The organism is Pseudoalteromonas sp. MMG007, assembly GCF_018100985.1.
In the GTDB taxonomy this organism is placed as follows: domain Bacteria; phylum Pseudomonadota; class Gammaproteobacteria; order Enterobacterales; family Alteromonadaceae; genus Pseudoalteromonas.
On record NZ_JAGJEI010000002.1, the window covers coordinates 193,811 to 213,252 of the forward strand.

The 19,442-nt window shown below is 38.4% G+C and carries 20 protein-coding genes and 2 tRNA genes; 9 read left to right on the forward strand and 13 right to left on the reverse strand.

Features of this window, described 5'->3' with window-relative positions:
- Window positions 1-5 precede the first annotated feature (5 nt).
- The 12 genes from J8L71_RS04690 to J8L71_RS04745 form a co-directional block, all read right to left on the reverse strand.
- A complete protein-coding gene (locus J8L71_RS04690) occupies window positions 6-1,370 on the reverse strand; it encodes a DUF1329 domain-containing protein (protein WP_210999494.1) in 1,365 nt (454 codons plus the stop codon).
- Between the two features lie 13 nt (window positions 1,371-1,383).
- Window positions 1,384-3,483 carry a DUF1302 domain-containing protein gene (locus J8L71_RS04695; protein ID WP_210999495.1) on the reverse strand — a complete coding sequence of 700 codons (2,100 nt, stop codon included), beginning with the start codon at window positions 3,481-3,483 and terminating at the stop codon, window positions 1,384-1,386.
- A gap of 248 nt (window positions 3,484-3,731) precedes the next feature.
- Window positions 3,732-3,953 (reverse strand): DUF2835 family protein, encoded by a 222-nt coding sequence (locus J8L71_RS04700; protein WP_210999496.1) that lies wholly within the window; start codon window positions 3,951-3,953, stop codon window positions 3,732-3,734.
- A complete protein-coding gene (gene pepN / locus J8L71_RS04705) occupies window positions 3,954-6,548 on the reverse strand; it encodes an aminopeptidase N (protein WP_210999497.1) in 2,595 nt (864 codons plus the stop codon). It abuts the gene before it with no gap.
- A 45-nt stretch (window positions 6,549-6,593) separates the two neighbouring features.
- Window positions 6,594-8,057, reverse strand: a complete 1,464-nt coding sequence (gene nhaC / locus J8L71_RS04710) for a Na+/H+ antiporter NhaC (RefSeq protein WP_210999498.1) — start codon at window positions 8,055-8,057, stop codon at window positions 6,594-6,596.
- A 179-nt stretch (window positions 8,058-8,236) separates the two neighbouring features.
- Window positions 8,237-10,261: a carboxy terminal-processing peptidase gene (prc, locus tag J8L71_RS04715; RefSeq protein WP_210999499.1), complete on the reverse strand. Its 2,025-nt coding sequence runs from the start codon at window positions 10,259-10,261 to the stop codon at window positions 8,237-8,239.
- Window positions 10,262-10,287: 26 nt separating this feature from the next.
- Entirely contained in the window at window positions 10,288-10,935 is a 648-nt protein-coding gene (gene proQ / locus J8L71_RS04720) for an RNA chaperone ProQ (RefSeq protein ID WP_210999500.1), read from the reverse strand.
- Between the two features lie 8 nt (window positions 10,936-10,943).
- A complete protein-coding gene (locus tag J8L71_RS04725) occupies window positions 10,944-11,228 on the reverse strand; it encodes a hypothetical protein (protein ID WP_210999501.1) in 285 nt (94 codons plus the stop codon).
- The gene (locus tag J8L71_RS04730; protein WP_210999502.1) at window positions 11,228-11,686 is read right to left on the reverse strand and encodes a GAF domain-containing protein; all 459 of its coding nucleotides are present in this window, start codon (window positions 11,684-11,686) and stop codon (window positions 11,228-11,230) included. The genes J8L71_RS04725 and J8L71_RS04730 overlap by 1 nt, the downstream gene beginning before the upstream one ends.
- Window positions 11,687-11,814: 128 nt before the next feature.
- On the reverse strand, window positions 11,815-12,195 hold the full coding sequence (locus tag J8L71_RS04735) for a hypothetical protein (RefSeq protein WP_210999503.1): 381 nt from the start codon (window positions 12,193-12,195) through the stop codon (window positions 11,815-11,817).
- A 253-nt stretch (window positions 12,196-12,448) separates the two neighbouring features.
- Window positions 12,449-12,539: transfer RNA gene (locus tag J8L71_RS04740), tRNA-Ser, on the reverse strand.
- Window positions 12,540-12,626: 87 nt separating this feature from the next.
- Window positions 12,627-12,717, reverse strand: a tRNA-Ser gene (locus J8L71_RS04745).
- 251 nt (window positions 12,718-12,968) lie between these two features.
- Between J8L71_RS04745 and J8L71_RS04750 the strand changes: the two genes are divergently transcribed.
- From J8L71_RS04750 to J8L71_RS04780, 7 genes are read left to right on the forward strand one after another with little or no spacing between them, the layout of a single operon-like run.
- On the forward strand, window positions 12,969-13,634 hold the full coding sequence (locus J8L71_RS04750; protein WP_210999504.1) for a Bax inhibitor-1/YccA family protein: 666 nt from the start codon (window positions 12,969-12,971) through the stop codon (window positions 13,632-13,634).
- A 55-nt stretch (window positions 13,635-13,689) separates the two neighbouring features.
- Window positions 13,690-14,043 carry a sulfurtransferase complex subunit TusD gene (gene tusD, locus J8L71_RS04755; RefSeq protein ID WP_210999505.1) on the forward strand — a complete coding sequence of 118 codons (354 nt, stop codon included), beginning with the start codon at window positions 13,690-13,692 and terminating at the stop codon, window positions 14,041-14,043.
- Window positions 14,040-14,396 (forward strand): sulfurtransferase complex subunit TusC, encoded by a 357-nt coding sequence (gene tusC / locus J8L71_RS04760; protein WP_210999506.1) that lies wholly within the window; start codon window positions 14,040-14,042, stop codon window positions 14,394-14,396. Before tusD ends, tusC begins: the two co-directional genes overlap by 4 nt.
- A complete protein-coding gene (locus J8L71_RS04765) occupies window positions 14,393-14,659 on the forward strand; it encodes a DsrH/TusB family sulfur metabolism protein (protein WP_210999507.1) in 267 nt (88 codons plus the stop codon). Before tusC ends, J8L71_RS04765 begins: the two co-directional genes overlap by 4 nt.
- 3 nt (window positions 14,660-14,662) lie before the next feature.
- Window positions 14,663-14,992: a TusE/DsrC/DsvC family sulfur relay protein gene (locus tag J8L71_RS04770; protein ID WP_058550168.1), complete on the forward strand. Its 330-nt coding sequence runs from the start codon at window positions 14,663-14,665 to the stop codon at window positions 14,990-14,992.
- The gene (locus J8L71_RS04775; RefSeq protein WP_210999508.1) at window positions 14,992-15,675 is read left to right on the forward strand and encodes a pseudouridine synthase; all 684 of its coding nucleotides are present in this window, start codon (window positions 14,992-14,994) and stop codon (window positions 15,673-15,675) included. The genes J8L71_RS04770 and J8L71_RS04775 overlap by 1 nt, the downstream gene beginning before the upstream one ends.
- A complete protein-coding gene (locus tag J8L71_RS04780; RefSeq protein ID WP_210999509.1) occupies window positions 15,668-16,108 on the forward strand; it encodes an NUDIX domain-containing protein in 441 nt (146 codons plus the stop codon). Before J8L71_RS04775 ends, J8L71_RS04780 begins: the two co-directional genes overlap by 8 nt.
- 6 nt (window positions 16,109-16,114) lie before the next feature.
- Here the strand turns inward: J8L71_RS04780 and J8L71_RS04785 are convergent, their stop codons facing one another.
- Complete coding sequence (locus J8L71_RS04785) at window positions 16,115-17,389, reverse strand: sensor domain-containing diguanylate cyclase (protein WP_210999510.1); 1,275 nt, start codon at window positions 17,387-17,389, stop codon at window positions 16,115-16,117.
- A gap of 343 nt (window positions 17,390-17,732) precedes the next feature.
- Between J8L71_RS04785 and mnmA the strand changes: the two genes are divergently transcribed.
- Together mnmA and hflD are read left to right on the forward strand one after the other, a co-directional pair.
- Window positions 17,733-18,833, forward strand: coding sequence for a tRNA 2-thiouridine(34) synthase MnmA (gene mnmA, locus J8L71_RS04790; protein WP_210999511.1), 1,101 nt, complete (start codon window positions 17,733-17,735; stop codon window positions 18,831-18,833).
- Window positions 18,833-19,435: a high frequency lysogenization protein HflD gene (hflD, locus tag J8L71_RS04795; RefSeq protein WP_210999512.1), complete on the forward strand. Its 603-nt coding sequence runs from the start codon at window positions 18,833-18,835 to the stop codon at window positions 19,433-19,435. Before mnmA ends, hflD begins: the two co-directional genes overlap by 1 nt.
- The last annotated feature ends 7 nt before the right edge of the window (window positions 19,436-19,442 follow it).

The window sequence follows — 19,442 nt, forward strand, 5'->3', positions numbered from 1 at the left end:
TATTACTATCTACCAGCGCGACGTAAAGCGCTTGATGTAAATTCGTTATCATTAAATGACTGTGAAAAATCGTACATTTTTTCTTGGTTATCTAAACCAATCGCTAAATAACGACGAGAATTTAAATCGTGGTAAACCTCAAGCGTACTCCACTGTGTAGGTACTTCGTAATAGTTAAGACCATAAGCCATCGCTACACGATAAAGTTGGTCGCGGTTATCATAGATATCGGTAACCTGTACTTGCCAGCTATCTTCATCAATATAAAATACACGTTTTTTGTATATATGGCGCGTATCATCTTTTAAGTTTGCTTCTACAACCCATACACGATGCTTTTCGTAGCGTGTATGTTCTGGGTTGATATGACCTGGTTTTAAGATGTCATCATACTCAAGCTTGTCACTATGAAGTTTGTAGCTATTATATGGAATATAAAGTTCTTTTTTACCTTTTAACGTCCAGTTGTAACGATTTGGAGATCCGTTAAACATATCAAAGTCATCTGTTGTACGTAAGCTATCAGCTGCTGTACCTGGTGCATCATAAGCTACGTTAGGCGCACGACGAACGCGGCGCTGACCCGAGTTATAAGTCCACGCCTGACGAGGTGTTAAAATTTGATCCATTGTTTCATGAACTAATAACGCTGTACCCGCTAAACGCGCAGGCTCAGTTACGCTTTGTTTAAATTTAAACAAAATGTTTGAGTCTTGAAGCTCTGCAGGTGTTGCACTTGGATCAGAATATTTAACTAATAACTGCTCATCAAAACCTACATAGTTGTAAGAGCCTGATGCAGTTGGCGCCGCTTGACCGCCAAAGCGTTCAATAGACTGCCCACGATAACGCAATAAATGGTTCCAAATTGCTTCCAAACCCGTTTTAGGAATTGGAAAAGGAATACCAATTGCCGTATTTTTAATTCCATTTCCACCTTCAACTAATTCAGCTGTGGCAGCAAACTTTTTAGTCGCATCATATACAAACTGAGGGTATGAGGCAGAACGGCGAGTTTCATACACAGGCATTTTAAATGTATCTGGGTATGCTTCAAATAATGCAATTTGACCTGGGCTTAAGTTAGCTTTGTACTTATCGATATTTGTTTTATCAATAGTAAAAAGTACTTTGTCTGCAGCATATGGGTCTAAATGGTGCATGCCTGGTTCATAGCCTTTAGGGACTGTTGTAATACCGTTATTCCAAGCTGGAATAGAGCCATCTGCATTAGCTGCTTTTTCAGCACCTAATGGGGTTAAATCTTGCCCTAGACGAGCAACTTCTTCGGCGCTCATTTTTGCCAAAGTGGCACTACTTGCAAATAAGCTACAAAAAGCGGTAGCAATGAGGGTAGGTTTTTTAATCATAGTAATAATACCCCTAGATTGAATATTTTAAGTTAAAAGAAACGTAATCACGGTCTGAGAAGGTATTAATACCACCGCCACCCCAAAATGAGTTATAGCTCACATCTAATGACCAAGCATTTTGGTAGTTAAAGTTCATAGTAGCGCCTAAAGATTTACGATCTTCAATAAATAAGAACATAGGATCTGGCGTATTACCATTTACGTCATGAGAAAATACAAAACGTGGAGAGAAGTTAATACCGTTGTAAAGGTTAAAATAATCACCTTTAGCAATTAGGCGGTAACCCCAAGACGATGCCGTTGCAAATGATTTTTGCTCGGCGCCGTTTGAAAGACCAAGTTGTAATGTAGAGTAATCAGTTGTACCTGGACCTGTAATAACACCACTTCGGCCGGTACCCGACACATTCAAGCGCATTTCGTCATACCCAGGCATATCATGAATTTTTACTGCACCTACCTCACCTACTACAGCCCAACTATCAGCACCGAGTGAAGGGCCAAATAAATGTGTTGCAGTAAATTGAATTTGCGATGTGTCACGTTCAATGTAGCCTTTAGCAAGCTCACCGGCGCCCACAGAGCTAACAGCATCGCCTATACTCATTTGTGAAATACCTGCAAAGTCAGGACGAATCCCAGCAACTGCTAATTGTTCAGGCATTGCGGTATAAAGTAACTCTACGTCATCAATTTGTAGTGGTTCATCTTGTCTAAATGCAAATTCACCTGCAAAAGCTGTTTCACCAATAGTCGTATTAAAACTTAAACCATAAAGCTTAATATCTTCTGGGTATTCATTCTCTGCTTTAGAGAATGCAGCAAGATCAGCCACGTTATCTGACGTGATTTCGGTGCTCATGATCATCGCTAAATCTTGTGCAATAGCTGCATTAGAAAAGTTTGATACACGACCTGAGATCAGTGGACGACGACTATGATAATTTACATGATAAAGTGCAATTTCGGTATCGTTCCACTCTGGTAAAAATACGCCCAAGCGTAAGCCATATTGGCCGCCGTCATCTGGTTCTGATTTGCCATTATCGCCTTTGCCTTTAAGCGCAACTTTCGTTGGATAAGAAAGGTACATGCTTGCGAGTAATGCTTGGCCTTGTGCACTTGCAGGATCAATACCCTGCGCTGCAGCTGCCATCGCAAAGTCAGACGTTAAGTTATTTAAGCTGTCAGTTAAAAATGCAACATCAATATCTGGGTTTGAAGTAAACCCAAGTTGAACGTTTTGTTGATAACCATTTTCGGCTGCAAAATCATTAGTAGAAAAATACGTACCCGCTGCAGGAAGACGAGTTTCATGCCATTGGTACTGGTAAAAACCTTCAAGTGTAATGTTTTCGGTAATACCAAGTGAAGCCCAAAGCATGCCTACCGGAATGAATGCTTCTTTAAGCTCGGCACCTGGGGCTTTTAAACGGTCTATATCAACTGGGTTTACGTTAATACCATGTGATATAAGTGTACTTTCACCCCAGTTAACTACTTGCTGACCAAGGCGAATAGATAATGGGTTATTACCGTCGTTTAAATCAAAATTAGCCCAAACGTATGCATCTAATAGACGAATATCTGCACAGCTTTGCTCTTTTGTGTCTTTATCATCACACGGATCAACGCCTTGACCTGAGGTTGGGTTTGAATAAGCGCGATCGCCATCCATTAACTCAAAATCGTAAAAATACATAAAACGTGTAAATAAACCGTAATTATCTTTAGTTATTGAAAGGTCGTGTGTTCCTTTTAATAATTTTGAGAATGAATCACCGCTATCAAAGTTTAAGTTCCCCGCGTCGCCGTTATTAGAGTAAGAGCCTGGTTGAGCCCAAACATCTTGCGATGAATATAGCGTATTGTTTAGTGCTGGATTGTAACCTGACCAATCAAATGCTGGATTGTTACTTTTACCAATAAGACTGAAGTCTCTGTCTTCAACACGGATACTTTGGCCATAAGAAAAGGTTGAATCGAAGGCAATATCAAAACCTCCTACTTCAAATGTTGCAGCATGTGAACTTGCTGCTGATAAACCTAAGCTAGCGGCTGCTAAACCTATAGCGATTTTGTTTTTAACAAAAAGCGATCTTCTTATCATTGTGGTTCCCCCCTGTCGCGGGTCATTTTGTGTGATCAAGTTATTGTTTTTAGTGTAATCGTAACGATAGAAGCGAATTAAACAAATTACAAATGGTCGCATTCAATCAGTTATTAATTTTTTAGCTGACGTTTACGTATTGGTAAGACGTCATACCAGACAATTTATACACGTAAATTAACAATAGAACAAATTGAAATTAACAAAAAGATAATATTTATATTGTTTTATAACATAAATACCGAGTGCTAGGCCACTCGTTCAAGGCGGATAAATTTATTCTCAGGGGTCAGTAAAAGTCTAAAACGGCCACGTATTCCTATACTTGATATAAAAGGCCTTAAATGAGTAGCAGCAAAACGAATTGTCTTGCCGCTGTCTTCAACTACTTGTAATGAACTATAACGACCATGATAGTAATCCATGCATTCGTTATAGCTCAATCTAATACTAAAATAATACTCAATCATTTATGCGAGCGCTTTTTCTACCTTTTCATAAAGATCGTCACTTAGTCCTTCAAGGTCGGCTAAGCGTTGTAATTGTTGCCTCATCGCTTTAGAGCCTGCCTCATCATAGCGCTTCCACGACATAAATGGTGTTAGCATTCTTGATGCATTTTGCGGATTAATAGCATTAAGCTTTATCAATAAATCACCTAATAGTTCATACCCAGTGCCATCTGCTCGATGAAATTGCGCAATATTAAAATGACTAAAGCTACCAACAAGTGCACGTACGCGGTTTGGGTTTGAAAAATCAAAACATGGGTGTTCATACAATGCTTTAATATTATCGATCGCATCACTGCCCGAGCGCATAGCTTGAAGCGCGAACCATTTATCCATAACTAATACGTCATGGCGCCATTGGCTATCAAAATGACTTAAAAGGGTATTTTGAATTGGATTTGACGCTTTTACAGCAGCACTCAATGCGCTTAGTACATTGGTCATGTTATTTGAATTAGCAGCTTCATTAATAAACGTAATAGCATCAGCTTTTTGTGTTTTAGCAAGGTAGTGCAAACATAATTGTTTTAAAGCACGGTTTGCAACAGCCGTTGCGCTTAAGCTGCCATCATCTTCGAGTGATTCGTAGCAACTAACAAAGTCATCACTTAGTTCTTCTGCAATTTGCAGCTCAAACTTATGCGTAATTTTAATTATTTCATCAACAGGAATTACATCAAATTCGGCGGCTAATGTGTCAAAGCTTGGCATTTTAAGTAATTCAGCAATTAGCGCTAAATCGCCTTCTTTAGCATTAATAAGAACGCGAAGTGCACTTATTATATCAGCACTTAAAGCGCTATTGCTTGCATTAGTAATTTGAGATTTCACAGCTTTAATAAATAATTGTTGCTGTGCATCCCAGCGAGAAAAGTCACTGCGAGCATAGCGCATTATATGCAGCAGCTCAGTCTCTGTAGTTTGTTGAGTCAAAATACAAGGCGCAGAAAAGTCTTCAAGTAAAACGGCAACGGGCTTAGTGGCTATATTATCAAAACTGAACGTTTGTGTTTTGCTTGTAACATTAAGTACGTGATCTTGCTTTTCCTCTTTGTACTCAAGCTCAATACTTTGTCCATTGGCATCTAAAAGCTCAATGGCAAACGGAATATGCAGAGGCTTATTTTCAGGCTGATTGCTAGGTGCACACTGCTCTATTGTTAACGAGTATGTATTTGTGGCGCTATCAAAGCTTTGCTCTGCATTTAATCGGGGAGTTCCTGATTGGCTGTACCAAAGCTTAAATTGCTGCAAATTAACACCTGATGCATCACTCATTGCACTTACAAAATCATCACAGGTGACAGCTTGCCCATCATGTCTTTCAAAGTACAGAGCCATGCCTTTTTGGAAGTTTTCTTCCCCTAATAAGGTATGCATCATGCGTATTACTTCAGCACCTTTATCGTAAACGGTAACGGTGTAAAAGTTATTCATTTCTATTACTTTTTCAGGACGTATTGGATGCGCCATTGGGCCTGCATCTTCACTAAACTGGTGGGTACGCATTACTTTTACTGCATCAATACGATTAAGGGCACGAGAGCCTAAATCACTGCTAAATTCTTGATCCCTAAAAACCGTTAATCCTTCTTTTAACGATAACTGAAACCAGTCTCTGCAGGTAACACGGTTACCCGTCCAGTTGTGAAAGTATTCGTGGCCCACGATTGATTCAATGGTGTGGTAATCTTTATCTGTGGCTGTTTCTTGATTTGCTAATACACACTTGCTGTTAAATACGTTTAGTCCTTTATTTTCCATAGCGCCCATATTGAAAAAATCTACGGCCACAATCATATAAATATCTAAATCGTATTCTAAATTAAATCGTTCTTCATCCCACTGCATTGCTTTTTTAAGTGACGCAATAGCATGTGGTGTTTTAGATAAATTACCTTTATCAACAAACAGTGCCAGCTCAACATCTCGACCACTTTTAGTTTTGTAGGTGTCTTTAAGTACATCAAAATCGCCCGCAACAAGTGCAAATAAGTAACTTGGCTTTTTGAAAGGGTCCTGCCACTTAACAAAATGACGGCCATCTTGTGTTTCACCGCTGCCTACTTGGTTACCATTAGATAATAGTTGCGGGTATTTTTTATCTGCAATAATGGTTACATCAAATGTAGCAAGCACATCTGGGCGGTCCATATAATAGGTTATTTTTCTAAAGCCTTGTGCTTCACACTGTGTGCAATAAGCACCACCCGATAAATATAACCCCTCTAATGAGGTATTCGTTTGCGGAGATATTTCAGTCACAATGCTTAATTGACACTGCTCTGGCAAATTATTAATAATAAGTTGCTCACCTACAATTTCATAATCCGTTATATCATCTCCGCCAACAGATAAAGACACTAAGTGTAAATCGATACCATCGAGCACTAGTGATGTACTGTTATTATCTACACGTTTAAGTGTTAGTAATGCCGTTACTGTGGTTTTGAGTGGTTGTAAGTCAAAAGTGAGTTCAGTGTGTTCAATTAGAAAATTTGGGGCTTTATAGTCTTTTAAATATTGCGCTTGAGGCTTAGTAGGTGCCGTCATAAATACTCCAAAAAAAGCTCCTTAAATAAAGGAGCTATATTTAGTTTAAGCTGATTGTTTCGGTTTAATACGTAAAATTTTGATACCTAAATAGGCGTAAACAATCGCTAGGAATGGGTTAATTAAATTAAAGAAAGCATACAATGCATAGTCAAATGGGTTTATTAGTAAAACACTTTGCATATAGGCACCACAGGTATTCCATGGTATCAATGGACTTGTAATTGTGCCGCCATCTTCAAGCGTACGAGATAAATTAACAGGTTTTAAGCCACGTTTTTCATACTCGTCTTTAAACATGCGTCCAGGTACTACTATAGCTATATACTGATCAGCTGCAATGATATTTGTGCCAACACACGTAGCAATAGTAGAGGCAATTAAAGACCCTGTGCTTTTAGCAACTTTTAAGATGCTTTTAACGAAAATATCTAAAAGCCCTGTTTTTTCCATAATAGCGCCAAACATAAGCGCGGTCATTATAAGCCATGTGGTTGTAAGCATTCCTGCCATACCACCGCCGCTTAGTAATGAATCCATTTTGTCATCGCCAGTATCAACACTAAAGCCATCAAAAAAAGTTGTCCAAATTAACTTAAAATAACCCACTAACTGACCCTGTGTTACATCAATTTGACTCGCGATTAAATCTGACTGAAACAACATAGCCCATACAGCACCCACTACAGCACCAATTGAAATTGCAGGAAAAGCAGGCATTTTTTTAATTGCTAAAACTAGCAACACAATTAATGGGATCAGCATTTCAAAACCAATATTAAAGTTCTGCTGTAGAATTACTGTTATTTCTTCAATGCGGCCTGCTTCGCTAGACGCGGTGGCATTAAAACCCATAAATATAAATATGATGAGTGCGATTACAAAGCTAGGTACAGTTGTCCACAGCATATGTTGTATATGCTCAAATAAATCAGCGCCAACAACTGCTGGTGCTAGGTTTGTTGTCTCAGATAGTGGGCTTAATTTATCGCCAAAATAAGCACCCGATATAACCGCACCTGCGGTCACTGTTTGTTCAAGCCCAAGGCCAGTTGCTACACCTAACAAAGCAACACCTATAGTAGCTGCTGTCGTCCACGAACTACCAATACTCATAGCTACAATGCCACAAATTAAACAGCTCGCTGCATAAAACCAACTAGGGTTAATAACCTGTAGGCCATAATAAATTAAAGTGGGTACAGTACCCGAAAGTAACCAAGTACCAATTAAAGCACCCACCATCAATAATATTAAAATTGCACCAAGTGAAAGTGTAATTCCCTCAATCATTGCTTGCTCAAGTTTTTTCCAGGTATAACCATTTTTTAAGCCAATTAAAGCGGCTGCGAACGTAGCAAATAAAAGTGCAATTTGGTTAGGGCCTGATGATGAGTTATCACCAAATAAATATACAGCGGCACCGAGTAAGCAGATTAATACAGAGATGGGAATTAGTGCATCAAAAAACGAGGCGGGCTTAATTGGTTTATCTTCCAATGGCTTCAAAATAGAGACTCCTACACACATTCGCTGCGTGTTTAATTATTATTTTTGAACGGTTAACGCATAAATTGAGCACGATGAGGTAACCCAACTTAAAGTAATAGGCGATTATAACAATTTACTAAATTATGGGTAGTAAAAAAGGCGCCAATGCGCCTTTTTTGTAGAGGTAAAACCAGTTGTTACTTTTTAGCGATACGACCGTATTTAATATAATCTTGCGTTATCAACGCCGCTTCTTCTAAAAACGGGTCTAACTCTTCGATTACTTCAGGTACATCGTCTAGATTTTCAACGGGCTCTTTGCCTAAACGCTTAAGACGCTCATTTGTTCGAGCAAGTGCACGTGCCTCGCCCTCGTCTTTTTCTTTAATACGTTTAGCCTCAACTAAAGAAATAGTTTTACGATCTTTTTCTTCGTTATAACGCGCTATGTCATCAAATACATAGTTAAATTCAGGCTCGGTTTTAATACGTTGCTCATGATTTTTTTCTAAATAAGTAATGATAGGCGTTAAATTACCTAATTTTTTGTATTTTGCTTTTACAATGCTATCCCAAGGTAAAGCATTGTCTTGCTTACTTTCACCCCACTGTGCAGGGTCTATCGCTGATGGAAACGAAATATCAGGAATTACGCCTTTATGCTGCGTGCTACCACCGTTTATGCGATAAAATTTAGCAATTGTGTATTGCACACTGCCAAGTGCATTATCGTATAAATCATAGGCGCGGCCTAAACCTTTGTGTTGCTGAACAGTACCTTTACCAAACGTTTGCTCACCTATAATAACTGCACGGCCATAGTCTTGCATTGCAGCTGCAAATATTTCAGAGGCAGATGCACTGTAGCGGTCTACTAATACAGTTAATGGACCGTCGTAATAAGTAATGCCATCACGATCTTTTTGCTCTTCAATACGATTATTTAAAGTATGAATTTGAACAACTGGGCCTTGGTCAAAAAACAAGCCTGACAGTTGCGTTGCTTCGTATAAAGAGCCACCGCCATTTTGGCGTAAGTCGATGATGATACCATCTACCTTTTCTTCTTTAAGTTTGGCTAATTCAACTTTTACATCTTTCGATAGGTTATTGTAGAACCCGGGGATTTCAATTACCCCAATTTTACTTGTTAAATCAGAATATTTTGCTTCAAATACTTCTGACTTTGCGGCTCTATCCTCTAAGCGAATCTTGTCACGTGTGATTTCAACCACTTTAGGCGTACCGTGCGCATCAACACCTTTTAAGTATTGTAAGCGTACTTTAGTCCCTTTAGGGCCTTTAATTAAATCTACTACGTCATCAAGACGCCAGCCAATAACGTCTACAAACTCTTCACCATCTTGGGCAACACCAATGATGCGATCATCTGCTTTGATTTGATCTGTTTTATCAGCAGGGCCACCTGGCACTAAGCTGCGAATAACTGTGTAATCTTCATCAGGACTTAACACGGCACCTATGCCTTCAAGCTCTAAATCCATATCTTGCTTAAATTGCTCTGCACGTCGTGGCGATAAGTAAGATGTGTGCGCCTCAATACTACGTGCAAGTGAATTCATTACAATTTGGAACGCATCTTCAGAGTTTGATTGTACTAAGCGTTTTTGCGCATTTTTATAACGCTTTGTCAGTACTTCCTTAATGCCTTCCCAATCTTTACCGGTCATTTTTAAACGCAAAGCGTCGTATTTAACACGCTCACGCCAAATTTCATCAAGCTCAGCTTGAGATGTTGGCCACGCGGCGTCTTCTCGGTCAAAAAAGTATTCGTCTTCTTTATCAAACGTCATTTCTTTTTCAAGCAATGTAAGCGAATATTCATAACGTTCAAAACGGCGTTTAAGGCTTGAGTTGAAAATATCAAACGTAAAACCTAATTTACCGGTAGTCAAAGCGTTGTCAAAGTCGTCGCGGTATTGCTCAAACGATGCAATATCACTGGCTAAGAAAACGCTTTTATTATAATCAAGGGATTCGATATAACGATCGTATACTTTGCTAGAAAGCTCATCGTTAAATCGAACCGGTGTGTAATGTGAACGAGTAAATAAGCTAGCCACTCGTTTGCTGGCAGTTCCATGTTGACTTTCTTGCTTAAGCTGAGGTAAATCGTCAATTGTAACGGCTTCTACAGCAGCAAATAATGAACCTGAAAACAGGGCAGCAACTAACGGAATGAGCGTAAACTTTTTACTCATACACAACTCCTTAATTTATTTACAGCTTAAATGATGTATAAGCTGTCAGCTTTAGTTTTAACTTGCATACCTGTCACTAATTCAACGTGAACGTCATCTTTGTTCACTTCTGTAATTACTGCATTTACAAGTGCTTGGCCAAGTTTAACCTTAACCTTGTTATTAACCTTGACCTCACCTGCTGGTAAAGGTTCAATTTTTCCTGAACGTTTAGCTGGTGCAGCCTTCGCTGGTTTGTTAGCTGAAGAACTACGCTCGCCCGCTTTATTTGCGTGCGCTGGTTTCTTTTTGAAAGATTTAGAATCTGAGTCTTGGCGTGGACGCTGTTGTTTTTTGCGTTTAGCCATTTTAGCGCGGCTTTCTTCCAATGCTTTTTGTGCATGGTCGATATGCTCTTGCTCAACTTTTTCACCTTGATTACCATCAAGATCAATACGAAACTCTGACTTAGTCACAGCTTCTAAATAACGCCAGTTTGACGTGTATTTTCTAAGCGCTTGACGTACTTGAGTCTTGCTTACTTTTTCAGACCCTTCAATACGCTCAGCGATATCTTTAAAAATACCTACTTTAAGCGGTTTGATACCGTCTTTTTGTTTAAAACACTGTGGAAATTCTTGATATAAGAACTCCAGTACTTCATTAATATCTTTTAGCTTGTTTGTGGTTTCCATTTTAGAACCTATTTTTCAGATCTTTCATCAAGGGAAGAATCAACATAGTGTATTACCCAGTCGACCAGCTCTTCGAAGTCAGCTTCAATTACAGCCATATCACCTCGAAGGTGTTCCCAAATACCATTAATTGTTTCATCAATAAATTCACACTCTGAGTCGTCTGGTAAACGATCCCATGCTATGTGAATCAAATCATTGAGCGTTTCCGCTACATGCTCTTCATCGCCTTCCCAATCACCAACATCTTGTATGGCAAATAGGTAGTCTTGAACATTTAGCAAATCTTTCATTACAAGCTAGCCTCAAAGCACTTAACTAATGCCTCTAAACCTGCTTTATCATCAGTGTCAAATCGAGAGATAATAGGGCTATCTATATCCAGCACTGCAAATATTTTACCATGTTTCATGATAGGTACAACAACCTCAGAGTTTGATGCTGCATCACAGGCAATATGCCCGTCAAAAGCGTGAACATCTTCGATTAATTGTGTTTGCAATGTAGCTGCAGCCGTTCCACATACACCTTTTCCTACTGGAATACGGATACATGCAGGGTTGCCCTGAAACGGGCCTAGTACCAATTCTGACGGTGAATCCATAAAGTAAAAGCCCGCCCAATTTACATCTTCTAAAGAGGTAAATAACAGCGCACTTATATTTGCCATATTAGCAATTACATTCGATTCACCGGCAATCAGCGATTCAGTTTGCTTAACTAATGACTGGTAAAAATCGTGCTTTTGCATACCAAACTACTTCTTATTAAACATACAGTAGCTAAAGGTACTCTTTGTGGTGAAAAATTGGAACCTTTTGCAGGTAAAAAAAAGGAATTCACGCCGTTTCTCAGCGCCCTTGATTAATAAAGCTGCAATTATGATTTTGCTGATTTACGAAGACCAAATAAAAATAGCCCCGCAGCGAATGCCGACATAACACTATTAATTAAAAATATTTCGCCTGTGGTGGCACTCAAGAGGTAACTAAAAATAGCCCCACCTAACAAACCTAGCGTTAGCACACCAGAGTAATTTACCTTTGAATACTTAAACATAAGTAAATACCCGGGAACTACGAAAGCCGCCATTGTTAAGCCTACAATGTGTGCATTTGATATAGCAGTCATCAACAACGTTAAGAATATTGAGGCAAACTCGCCTTCCAGCGTAAGTGAATAGTAAACACCAAGTAAACTGCCTACAATAACAGGCGATAATAACGAAAGCCCTACGCTTTTTGCTAGTTGATGTTTCATTTAAAGTCCTTAATACACAAGCTTAAATACTATGTACTAAGCATGCACCAAGATCTTAAGGTTAGAAACAGAGACTATGGTCGTAATTTATGATGGTTTTACATACAAATATACGCAAGCTTTGTAAGTTTTACCGGATGATGGATACTAGTAAGAAGCCACGCTCACCTAAAAGCTTAAAAATGATGAAAAATAAAACAGCTTTAATTCGCAGGCACAAAAAAGCCCGCTTAGTTAGCGGGCTTTAATACAATGGTGGAGAGATAGGGATTTGAACCCTAGATGGGCTATAAACCCATGCCGGTTTTCAAGACCGGTGCATTCGACCACTCTGCCATCTCTCCAAAACTGTTATAAATATTAGTAAGAGTGTACTAATATTTATTTTAAATGAATGATATTAAACTAACACCACACACTTATTAAATAAGTGGTGGAGAGATAGGGATTTGAACCCTAGATGGGCTATAAACCCATGCCGGTTTTCAAGACCGGTGCATTCGACCACTCTGCCATCTCTCCGCACGGCCTGAATAATAGGGAAACCCATTGCCTTTGTGAAGCTTTTTTTTAAATTAATTGTTTAAGTGCTTAAAAAACAATTAATTTGTTTAAACTTAAAGCAAATTATAACTTTTTAAAAGATTCAGGAACTTAAATTTAAAAATAACACTCTATTGATCTACAAAGGTTTGCCCAAACATATAAGAGTTGGTAATCTAATTTTAGTTAAATTATCGAAACAGACTTGTTTCACTTTAAGGAGCTCTACAATGGCGTTTAATCAATCGTACAATACCGCTAAACCGGTAATGTCGACCATTGAAACAAATAAGGTACTTAAAAACACCTATTTTTTACTTGCTATGACACTTGCATTTAGTGCAGTAACAGCTGGTATTTCAATGGCACTACAATTACCTTACTTTATGGGACTTGTGTTTACACTCGTTTCTTTCGGTTTATTATTTGTTGTAAACAAAAAAGCTGACTCAGCATCTGGTGTGTTTTGGGTGTTTGCGTTTACAGGCTTAATGGGAGCTGGCCTTGGTCCACTATTGAATCATTACGCTGCAATGCCTAATGGCCCAATGCTTATTATGCAAGCGTTAGGTTCTACAGCACTTATTTTCTTTGGTTTATCTGCTTATGCACTTAACACTAAAAAAGACTTCTCATTTATGGGTGGCTTTTTAACTGTTGGCTTAATTGTTGTAATCGTTGCAAGCATTGTTAATATTTTTGTTGGCAGCTCGCTAATGTTTATGGTGCTTAATGCTGCTGTAGTATTAATTATGTCTGGTTTGATTTTGTTTGATACTAGCAGAATCATCAACGGCGGCGAAACAAACTACATTCGCGCTACAGTGTCTTTATACTTAAATGTATATAACTTATTTACGTCTTTACTTGCCCTACTTGGCGCAAGTGATGACTAATTAAAAAGTTCTGTTAAAATAGCCCCTTAATTGGGGCTTTTTTATTGGAATTGTTTTGCCGCGTTTTGTTCTCTCATTACATACACCACCATCTGATCACGACACCACGCAACGATTGGTTAGCTTTGCTCAAGCTTGCTTAGCACAAGGCCATACTATAGATGCGATATTTTTATATCAGCAAGGCATTTATCACGCTTCTAACAATCTTGATTTACCCTCAGATGAGCTCCAAATAACCCAGCTTTGGCAGCAATTAGCAGATCAAAATATAAACTTAATGCTATGTGTTACCGCCGCAGAAAAGCGCGGATTAGATATAAAAAACACCAGTGTATTTGCAGTTGCGGGATTAGCCGAATTTGCAATGCTCGCAAGCGATGCTGATAAGTGGGTACAATTTAAATGATTAACGTTTTAGTGATAAGCCAAAGCAGCCCATTTGATGATTTAAATATACGTGATGCGCTCGACATGACACTAATATTTGCCGCTGTCGATCAAAATGTTAGCTGGTTGTTCAGCGGCCCAGCTGTGCTTGCTTTAAAAAAACACCAACAACCAAGCGCTATCGGTATAAAAGATTTCTTTAAAAATATTAAAACCTTAGAAATCTATGATGTTGAAAATATCTATGTGTGTGAAAAGTCACTTTTTGATTACGGTTTAAGTAAACATGATTTACTCGTTCCAGCTAAAACACTTAATTTTAGTGAACAACAAGCTTTAATTAGAAACCAAAAACATGTGGTGAATATATGAGTACCCTACATATTTTTTCTAAAACGTTAAATAACTACTGTGCAAATCAACTTGGGAACTTAATTAGGCCCACAGATAAAGTACTTTTGCTAGGCGATGCTTGTTTTTCTAAAAAGCAATTTAGACAATTTTCAGATTCGCTTTTATTACTAGCGCAAGATATAACAGTGCGCGCAATAACTTTATCTGATAACGATACAGCAATAAGCTATGAAGAATTTGTAGCGCTTACCTTATCAACCAATCAATCTATTACTTGGTAACCCATGCTTGAATTTAACAATCTACACATTGATACCGACAAACAAGGTTATTTACTTGACCACACCCTTTGGACTAAAGAGTTAGCCCCTGTGATTGCCGCGCAAGAAAATATAACCCTGAGTGAGCAACACTGGGAAGTTATAAACTTCGTTCGCAATTTTTACCTTGAATACAATACAAGTCCTGCGATTCGTATGCTTGTAAAAGCCATGGCTAAAGCGCTTGGAGAAGATAAAGGTAATAGTATTTACTTATACAAATTATTTCCTAAAGGCCCTGCTAAACAAGCAACTAAAATTGCCGGACTACCAAAGCCAGCTAGGTGTATTTAATGAAAAAAAAATCGAGCCATAAAAACACACCTGATTCAACAGCTAAACGTAATACCGGGCGCACTTACTCGCGAAGTGCGCTTAAAAAGCCTGCAGGGAAACGAGAAATAAAGCCGCAAATTGCCTCTAAAGATAGAAAAATTGTCCTTTTTAATAAACCGTTTGATGTACTTTGCCAATTTACCGACGATGAAAACAGGCAAACACTCGCACAGTTTATCCCTATAAAAGAAGTATACGCTGCAGGAAGATTAGACCGTGACAGTGAAGGCTTATTACTTTTAACAAACTGCGGAAAATTACAAAATACCTTAACCTCCCCCAATAAAAAAACAAATAAAACATATTGGGTGCAAGTAGAAGGTGAGCCCACTAGCGAATCAATCAACGCATTATGCAAAGGGGTTGAGCTAAAAGACGGCCTAACACTTCCGGCTAATGTTAAAATTATTGACGAACCTGATATATGGCCACGTAACCCACCCGTTCGTGAACGTAAGTCAATCCCAACTACATGGCTTAGTATTACAATTAATGAGGGAAAAAACAGGCAAGTGCGCAGAATGACTGCTCATATTGGCCACCCTACATTGCGCCTAATTCGCTACAGTATTGGTAATTACACCTTAGATGATATTAATTCAGGCGATTACAACGTCATTAAAGGTACTCTCGATGCATAAACCACATGTAACTGTTGCTGCAATAGTAAAAAATAAGCAGCAGTTTTTACTCGTTAAAGAGCGAGATAAATTTACTAAGCAAATTTGTTATAATCAACCTGCAGGTCATCTCGAAGAAAACGAAACGCTGGCTCAAGCTGCCTCTAGAGAGCTTTTAGAAGAAACGGGTTTAAGTTTAAAGCCTAGCGGCTTTTTAGGTGTTTATAATTTGCACGCAGCTAACGGCGTGCATTATTTAAGGTTTTGTTTTTTATTTGAAACAACAAGTGAAACCGCAGTGCTTGAGCCAAAAGACAGCGATATAATATCGGCTAATTGGCACAGCTATGAGCAAATTAAAGATCTTCCCCTTAGAAGCCACCTTGTTTTGAAATGTATACAAGATAGTTTAAACAAAGCGCCTTTAAGCTTAGATACAATTTATGACGATTAGCTAGTTTCATTTTTTTGCAAGTGCAATACAATTACGACCTTGACGTTTAGCATAATAAAGAGCGTTATCCGCCCCCTTAACAAAGCTAGAATGCCCTTCTGTATCATTATTCTCAATTGTATTTATTCCCATACTTAGTGATAATAAACCGCTATAACTATCTTCATGTACTATCGCTAAATTCTCAATTGCTTTTTCAATTTGTTCAGCAATAAACAAAGCACCTTGCTTGTCTGTTTGTGGTAATAAAACGACAAATTCCTCGCCGCCATAGCGTGCAACAAAATCTTCAGGGCGGCTAACTGTAGATGCAATTTCTTGAGCAACATCATATAAACAGGCATCACCCGCCATGTGCCCATATCGATCATTAAATTGCTTAAAAAGATCTATATCTATTAAAATAATAGAAAGTATGCCATTAATATCTCTAGCGCGCTCAAATTCTTGAATCAGCTTTTCGTCGAATCGTCGCCTATTAGCAATCCGTGTCAATGCATCAAGAAATGCCATATCCCTAAGTATATCTTCTGCCTTCATACGCTCAGTAGCATCATTAAATACGGCTATAAATTCTTCACCAATATTAATTCCAGAGACCTCCATTAAGATTTGAGAACCATCCCGACAACTTACTTTATAAGTATTGGCAGGAATGTCATTGTTGTTTTCATTAGCGACATCTAAAGATTCTTGCCAAAGTTTTTTTACAAAATCACGGTATTCAGGATCAGGGTAGGCCTTTTTCCACCACGCTTTTAGATTTGGAACTTCATTAACGGAATAACCAAATACATCTACAAATCGTTGGTTTACTTTAAGTATATCCCCAGTGTTGGCACATACATTACATATAGGCATAGGTAGATTTGTAAACAGCTTTGCGTAATGACTCAACTCATGTTTACGCATTGGATTTAAAATATTCTTTGATAAATAACTCAGCGGCATGTCACTTTTATCACTGCTTATTTTTTGCTCCATAATCGAAGCGAAGTACCACTCAACCCACCAACCTTCGACCATTTGTAAAGCAACATTTTGAATTTCATCAGAGCGATAAAATGATTTCCTTATTAAGCTAAAAAGTTCACCCATCGGGTTAGGCTGCTGATATATATACGCTTTTTTAAATTTTATTAACTCGTAGAATAGATGATACGCTGACTGTTTAAATTTATGTTTTGGATTTTCTAAAACATCGCTAATTTGAAAGTCAGGTTTTTGAGTGTAATGTACTATAAACGATTCTATTTTACTTACCTGATAAGCATAATTCATATATTCATTCCGTTGACTATATTTTGATGACGGTATTATTGCCAAATATTCTTATAAAACTTTTACTTAAGTGTATATTTACTTTAATAGTTTTCAAACAAAATACCAGTAAATAAGTACAAAAAACTAAAGTATTTGCTTTTATTTAAAATGATAATTATTTCGTATATTTAATGCCAAAAGCTTGTTTATTTTTATTGAGCACTGTTTGCTATTTATTATAAAAATAAAATCAGCATAAAATAAGCTCTTTACACACCCTCTCCCTTTAAGCACAAACAAAATACATGCTATAATCGCGGCCTTCCCAAGTTAACAGCAATCTGTATAAGCGAAATTATTCATGAGCGAAAATAGTCACATTAAAGTCATCGTTGGTATGTCCGGCGGTGTTGATTCTTCTGTATCTGCATATTTATTACAACAACAGGGCTATCAAGTAGAAGGCCTGTTTATGAAGAACTGGGAAGAAGACGACAATGACGAATACTGTGCAGCAGCCGATGATTTAAAAGACGCGCAAGCAGTATGCGACAAGTTAGGCATTGAACTACACACTGTTAACTTTGCAGCAGAATACTGGGATAACGTATTTGAATACTTTTTAGAAGAGTACAAAGCAGGCCGTACACCTAACCCAGATATAATGTGTAATAAAGAAATTAAATTTAAAGCCTTTTTAGAGTTTGCGGCACAAGCTCTTGGTGCAGACTTTATAGCAACGGGTCATTACGTTCGCCGTGAATTACGAGACGACAAATACGTAATGTGCCGTGGTTTAGATAATAATAAAGACCAAAGTTACTTTTTATACACACTAAGCCACGAGCATATCGCGCAAACTTTATTCCCAGTAGGTGATATAGAAAAGCCAGAAGTGCGTCGCATTGCCGAAGAGCAAGATTTAATTACTCACGATAAAAAAGACAGTACAGGCATTTGTTTTATCGGTGAGCGTAAGTTTAAAGATTTTTTACAGAAATTTTTACCTGCACAACCAGGTGTTATCGAAGATACTGACGGTAATAATGTAGGTGAGCATGAGGGATTAATGTACCACACACTCGGTCAACGTAAAGGCTTGTTAATTGGTGGTATGAAAGAAGGCTCTGGAGAGCCATGGTACGTAGTTGATAAAGACTTAGAACGTAACGTACTCGTTGTTGGTCAAGGTAAAGATCACCCTCGCCTTTATAGCAACGGTCTTAATGCAAACCAGTTACATTGGGTTGACCGCATTGGCCCAAAAGGGACAACGCGTTGTACAGTTAAAACACGTTACCGCCAAGAAGACTTAAGTTGTACCCTGCTTGTAGGCGAAGACGGCATGGCTCGTGTATTATTTGACGAGCCACAAAAAGCAGTTACACCAGGTCAATCTGCAGTATTTTATGCAGACGATGTATGTTTAGGCGGTGGTATTATTGATTCGGTGATCAAGTAATGAATGAACACCAAGTCATGGCCCTTGCCGCCATGTGCCAAGTAGCTAAACAAGTTCAAAAAATTGCGCAATACGGTTCTAATAACGAACACGACCTGGAAATATTACTTTCAAGTATTGTGCAAACATCACCTGCATCACCGGATGATGTGTACCAAGGTACGCATAACTTACGTGATGGCTATAAAACATTATTAGCTCAGCTAACAGCTGGTGCTCAAAAGGATGTTGAAATAGTAAAGTACGTAGGTGGTTTAATGCAGCTTGAGCGTGCACTGAGTGCAAACGACAAGAGCTTAAACGAATTAGGCAAACGAATTGATGATATTCATCGTCGTTTAGATCATTTTGCTATTACCGACGAGAGCGTTGTTGCCGGTTTAGCAGATATATACTCGTCGGTGCTGAGCCCCCTTGGGCACCGAATTCAGGTTTATGGTAAACCCGAGTTATTAAAACAGCAGCTCACTCAAAATAAAATCCGTGCATTATTACTTGCCGGTATTAGAAGTGCAGTATTATGGCGACAAATGGGCGGTAAGCGCCGTCACTTTTTCTTTGCAAAAAGAAAAATTATCGCCATAGCTAAAGCAAAAATTTAATTATCGT

What these genes read in the sequence shown, in the direction of transcription:
- J8L71_RS04750 (WP_210999504.1), top strand. Translation starts at nt 12,969, where the DNA reads ATGGCGTTTAATCAATCGTACAATACCGCTAAACCGGTAATGTCGACC.
- J8L71_RS04770 (WP_058550168.1), top strand. Translation starts at nt 14,663, where the DNA reads ATGCTTGAATTTAACAATCTACACATTGATACCGACAAACAAGGTTAT.
- J8L71_RS04765 (WP_210999507.1), top strand. Translation starts at nt 14,393, where the DNA reads ATGAGTACCCTACATATTTTTTCTAAAACGTTAAATAACTACTGTGCA.
- proQ (WP_210999500.1), bottom strand. Translation starts at nt 10,935, where the DNA reads ATGGAAACCACAAACAAGCTAAAAGATATTAATGAAGTACTGGAGTTC.
- mnmA (WP_210999511.1), top strand. Translation starts at nt 17,733, where the DNA reads ATGAGCGAAAATAGTCACATTAAAGTCATCGTTGGTATGTCCGGCGGT.
- hflD (WP_210999512.1), top strand. Translation starts at nt 18,833, where the DNA reads ATGAATGAACACCAAGTCATGGCCCTTGCCGCCATGTGCCAAGTAGCT.
- J8L71_RS04695 (WP_210999495.1), bottom strand. Translation starts at nt 3,483, where the DNA reads ATGATAAGAAGATCGCTTTTTGTTAAAAACAAAATCGCTATAGGTTTA.
- J8L71_RS04690 (WP_210999494.1), bottom strand. Translation starts at nt 1,370, where the DNA reads ATGATTAAAAAACCTACCCTCATTGCTACCGCTTTTTGTAGCTTATTT.
- J8L71_RS04700 (WP_210999496.1), bottom strand. Translation starts at nt 3,953, where the DNA reads ATGATTGAGTATTATTTTAGTATTAGATTGAGCTATAACGAATGCATG.
- J8L71_RS04725 (WP_210999501.1), bottom strand. Translation starts at nt 11,228, where the DNA reads ATGAAAGATTTGCTAAATGTTCAAGACTACCTATTTGCCATACAAGAT.
- pepN (WP_210999497.1), bottom strand. Translation starts at nt 6,548, where the DNA reads ATGACGGCACCTACTAAGCCTCAAGCGCAATATTTAAAAGACTATAAA.
- J8L71_RS04780 (WP_210999509.1), top strand. Translation starts at nt 15,668, where the DNA reads ATGCATAAACCACATGTAACTGTTGCTGCAATAGTAAAAAATAAGCAG.
- J8L71_RS04785 (WP_210999510.1), bottom strand. Translation starts at nt 17,389, where the DNA reads ATGAATTATGCTTATCAGGTAAGTAAAATAGAATCGTTTATAGTACAT.
- J8L71_RS04735 (WP_210999503.1), bottom strand. Translation starts at nt 12,195, where the DNA reads ATGAAACATCAACTAGCAAAAAGCGTAGGGCTTTCGTTATTATCGCCT.
- J8L71_RS04775 (WP_210999508.1), top strand. Translation starts at nt 14,992, where the DNA reads ATGAAAAAAAAATCGAGCCATAAAAACACACCTGATTCAACAGCTAAA.
- prc (WP_210999499.1), bottom strand. Translation starts at nt 10,261, where the DNA reads ATGAGTAAAAAGTTTACGCTCATTCCGTTAGTTGCTGCCCTGTTTTCA.
- J8L71_RS04730 (WP_210999502.1), bottom strand. Translation starts at nt 11,686, where the DNA reads ATGCAAAAGCACGATTTTTACCAGTCATTAGTTAAGCAAACTGAATCG.
- tusC (WP_210999506.1), top strand. Translation starts at nt 14,040, where the DNA reads ATGATTAACGTTTTAGTGATAAGCCAAAGCAGCCCATTTGATGATTTA.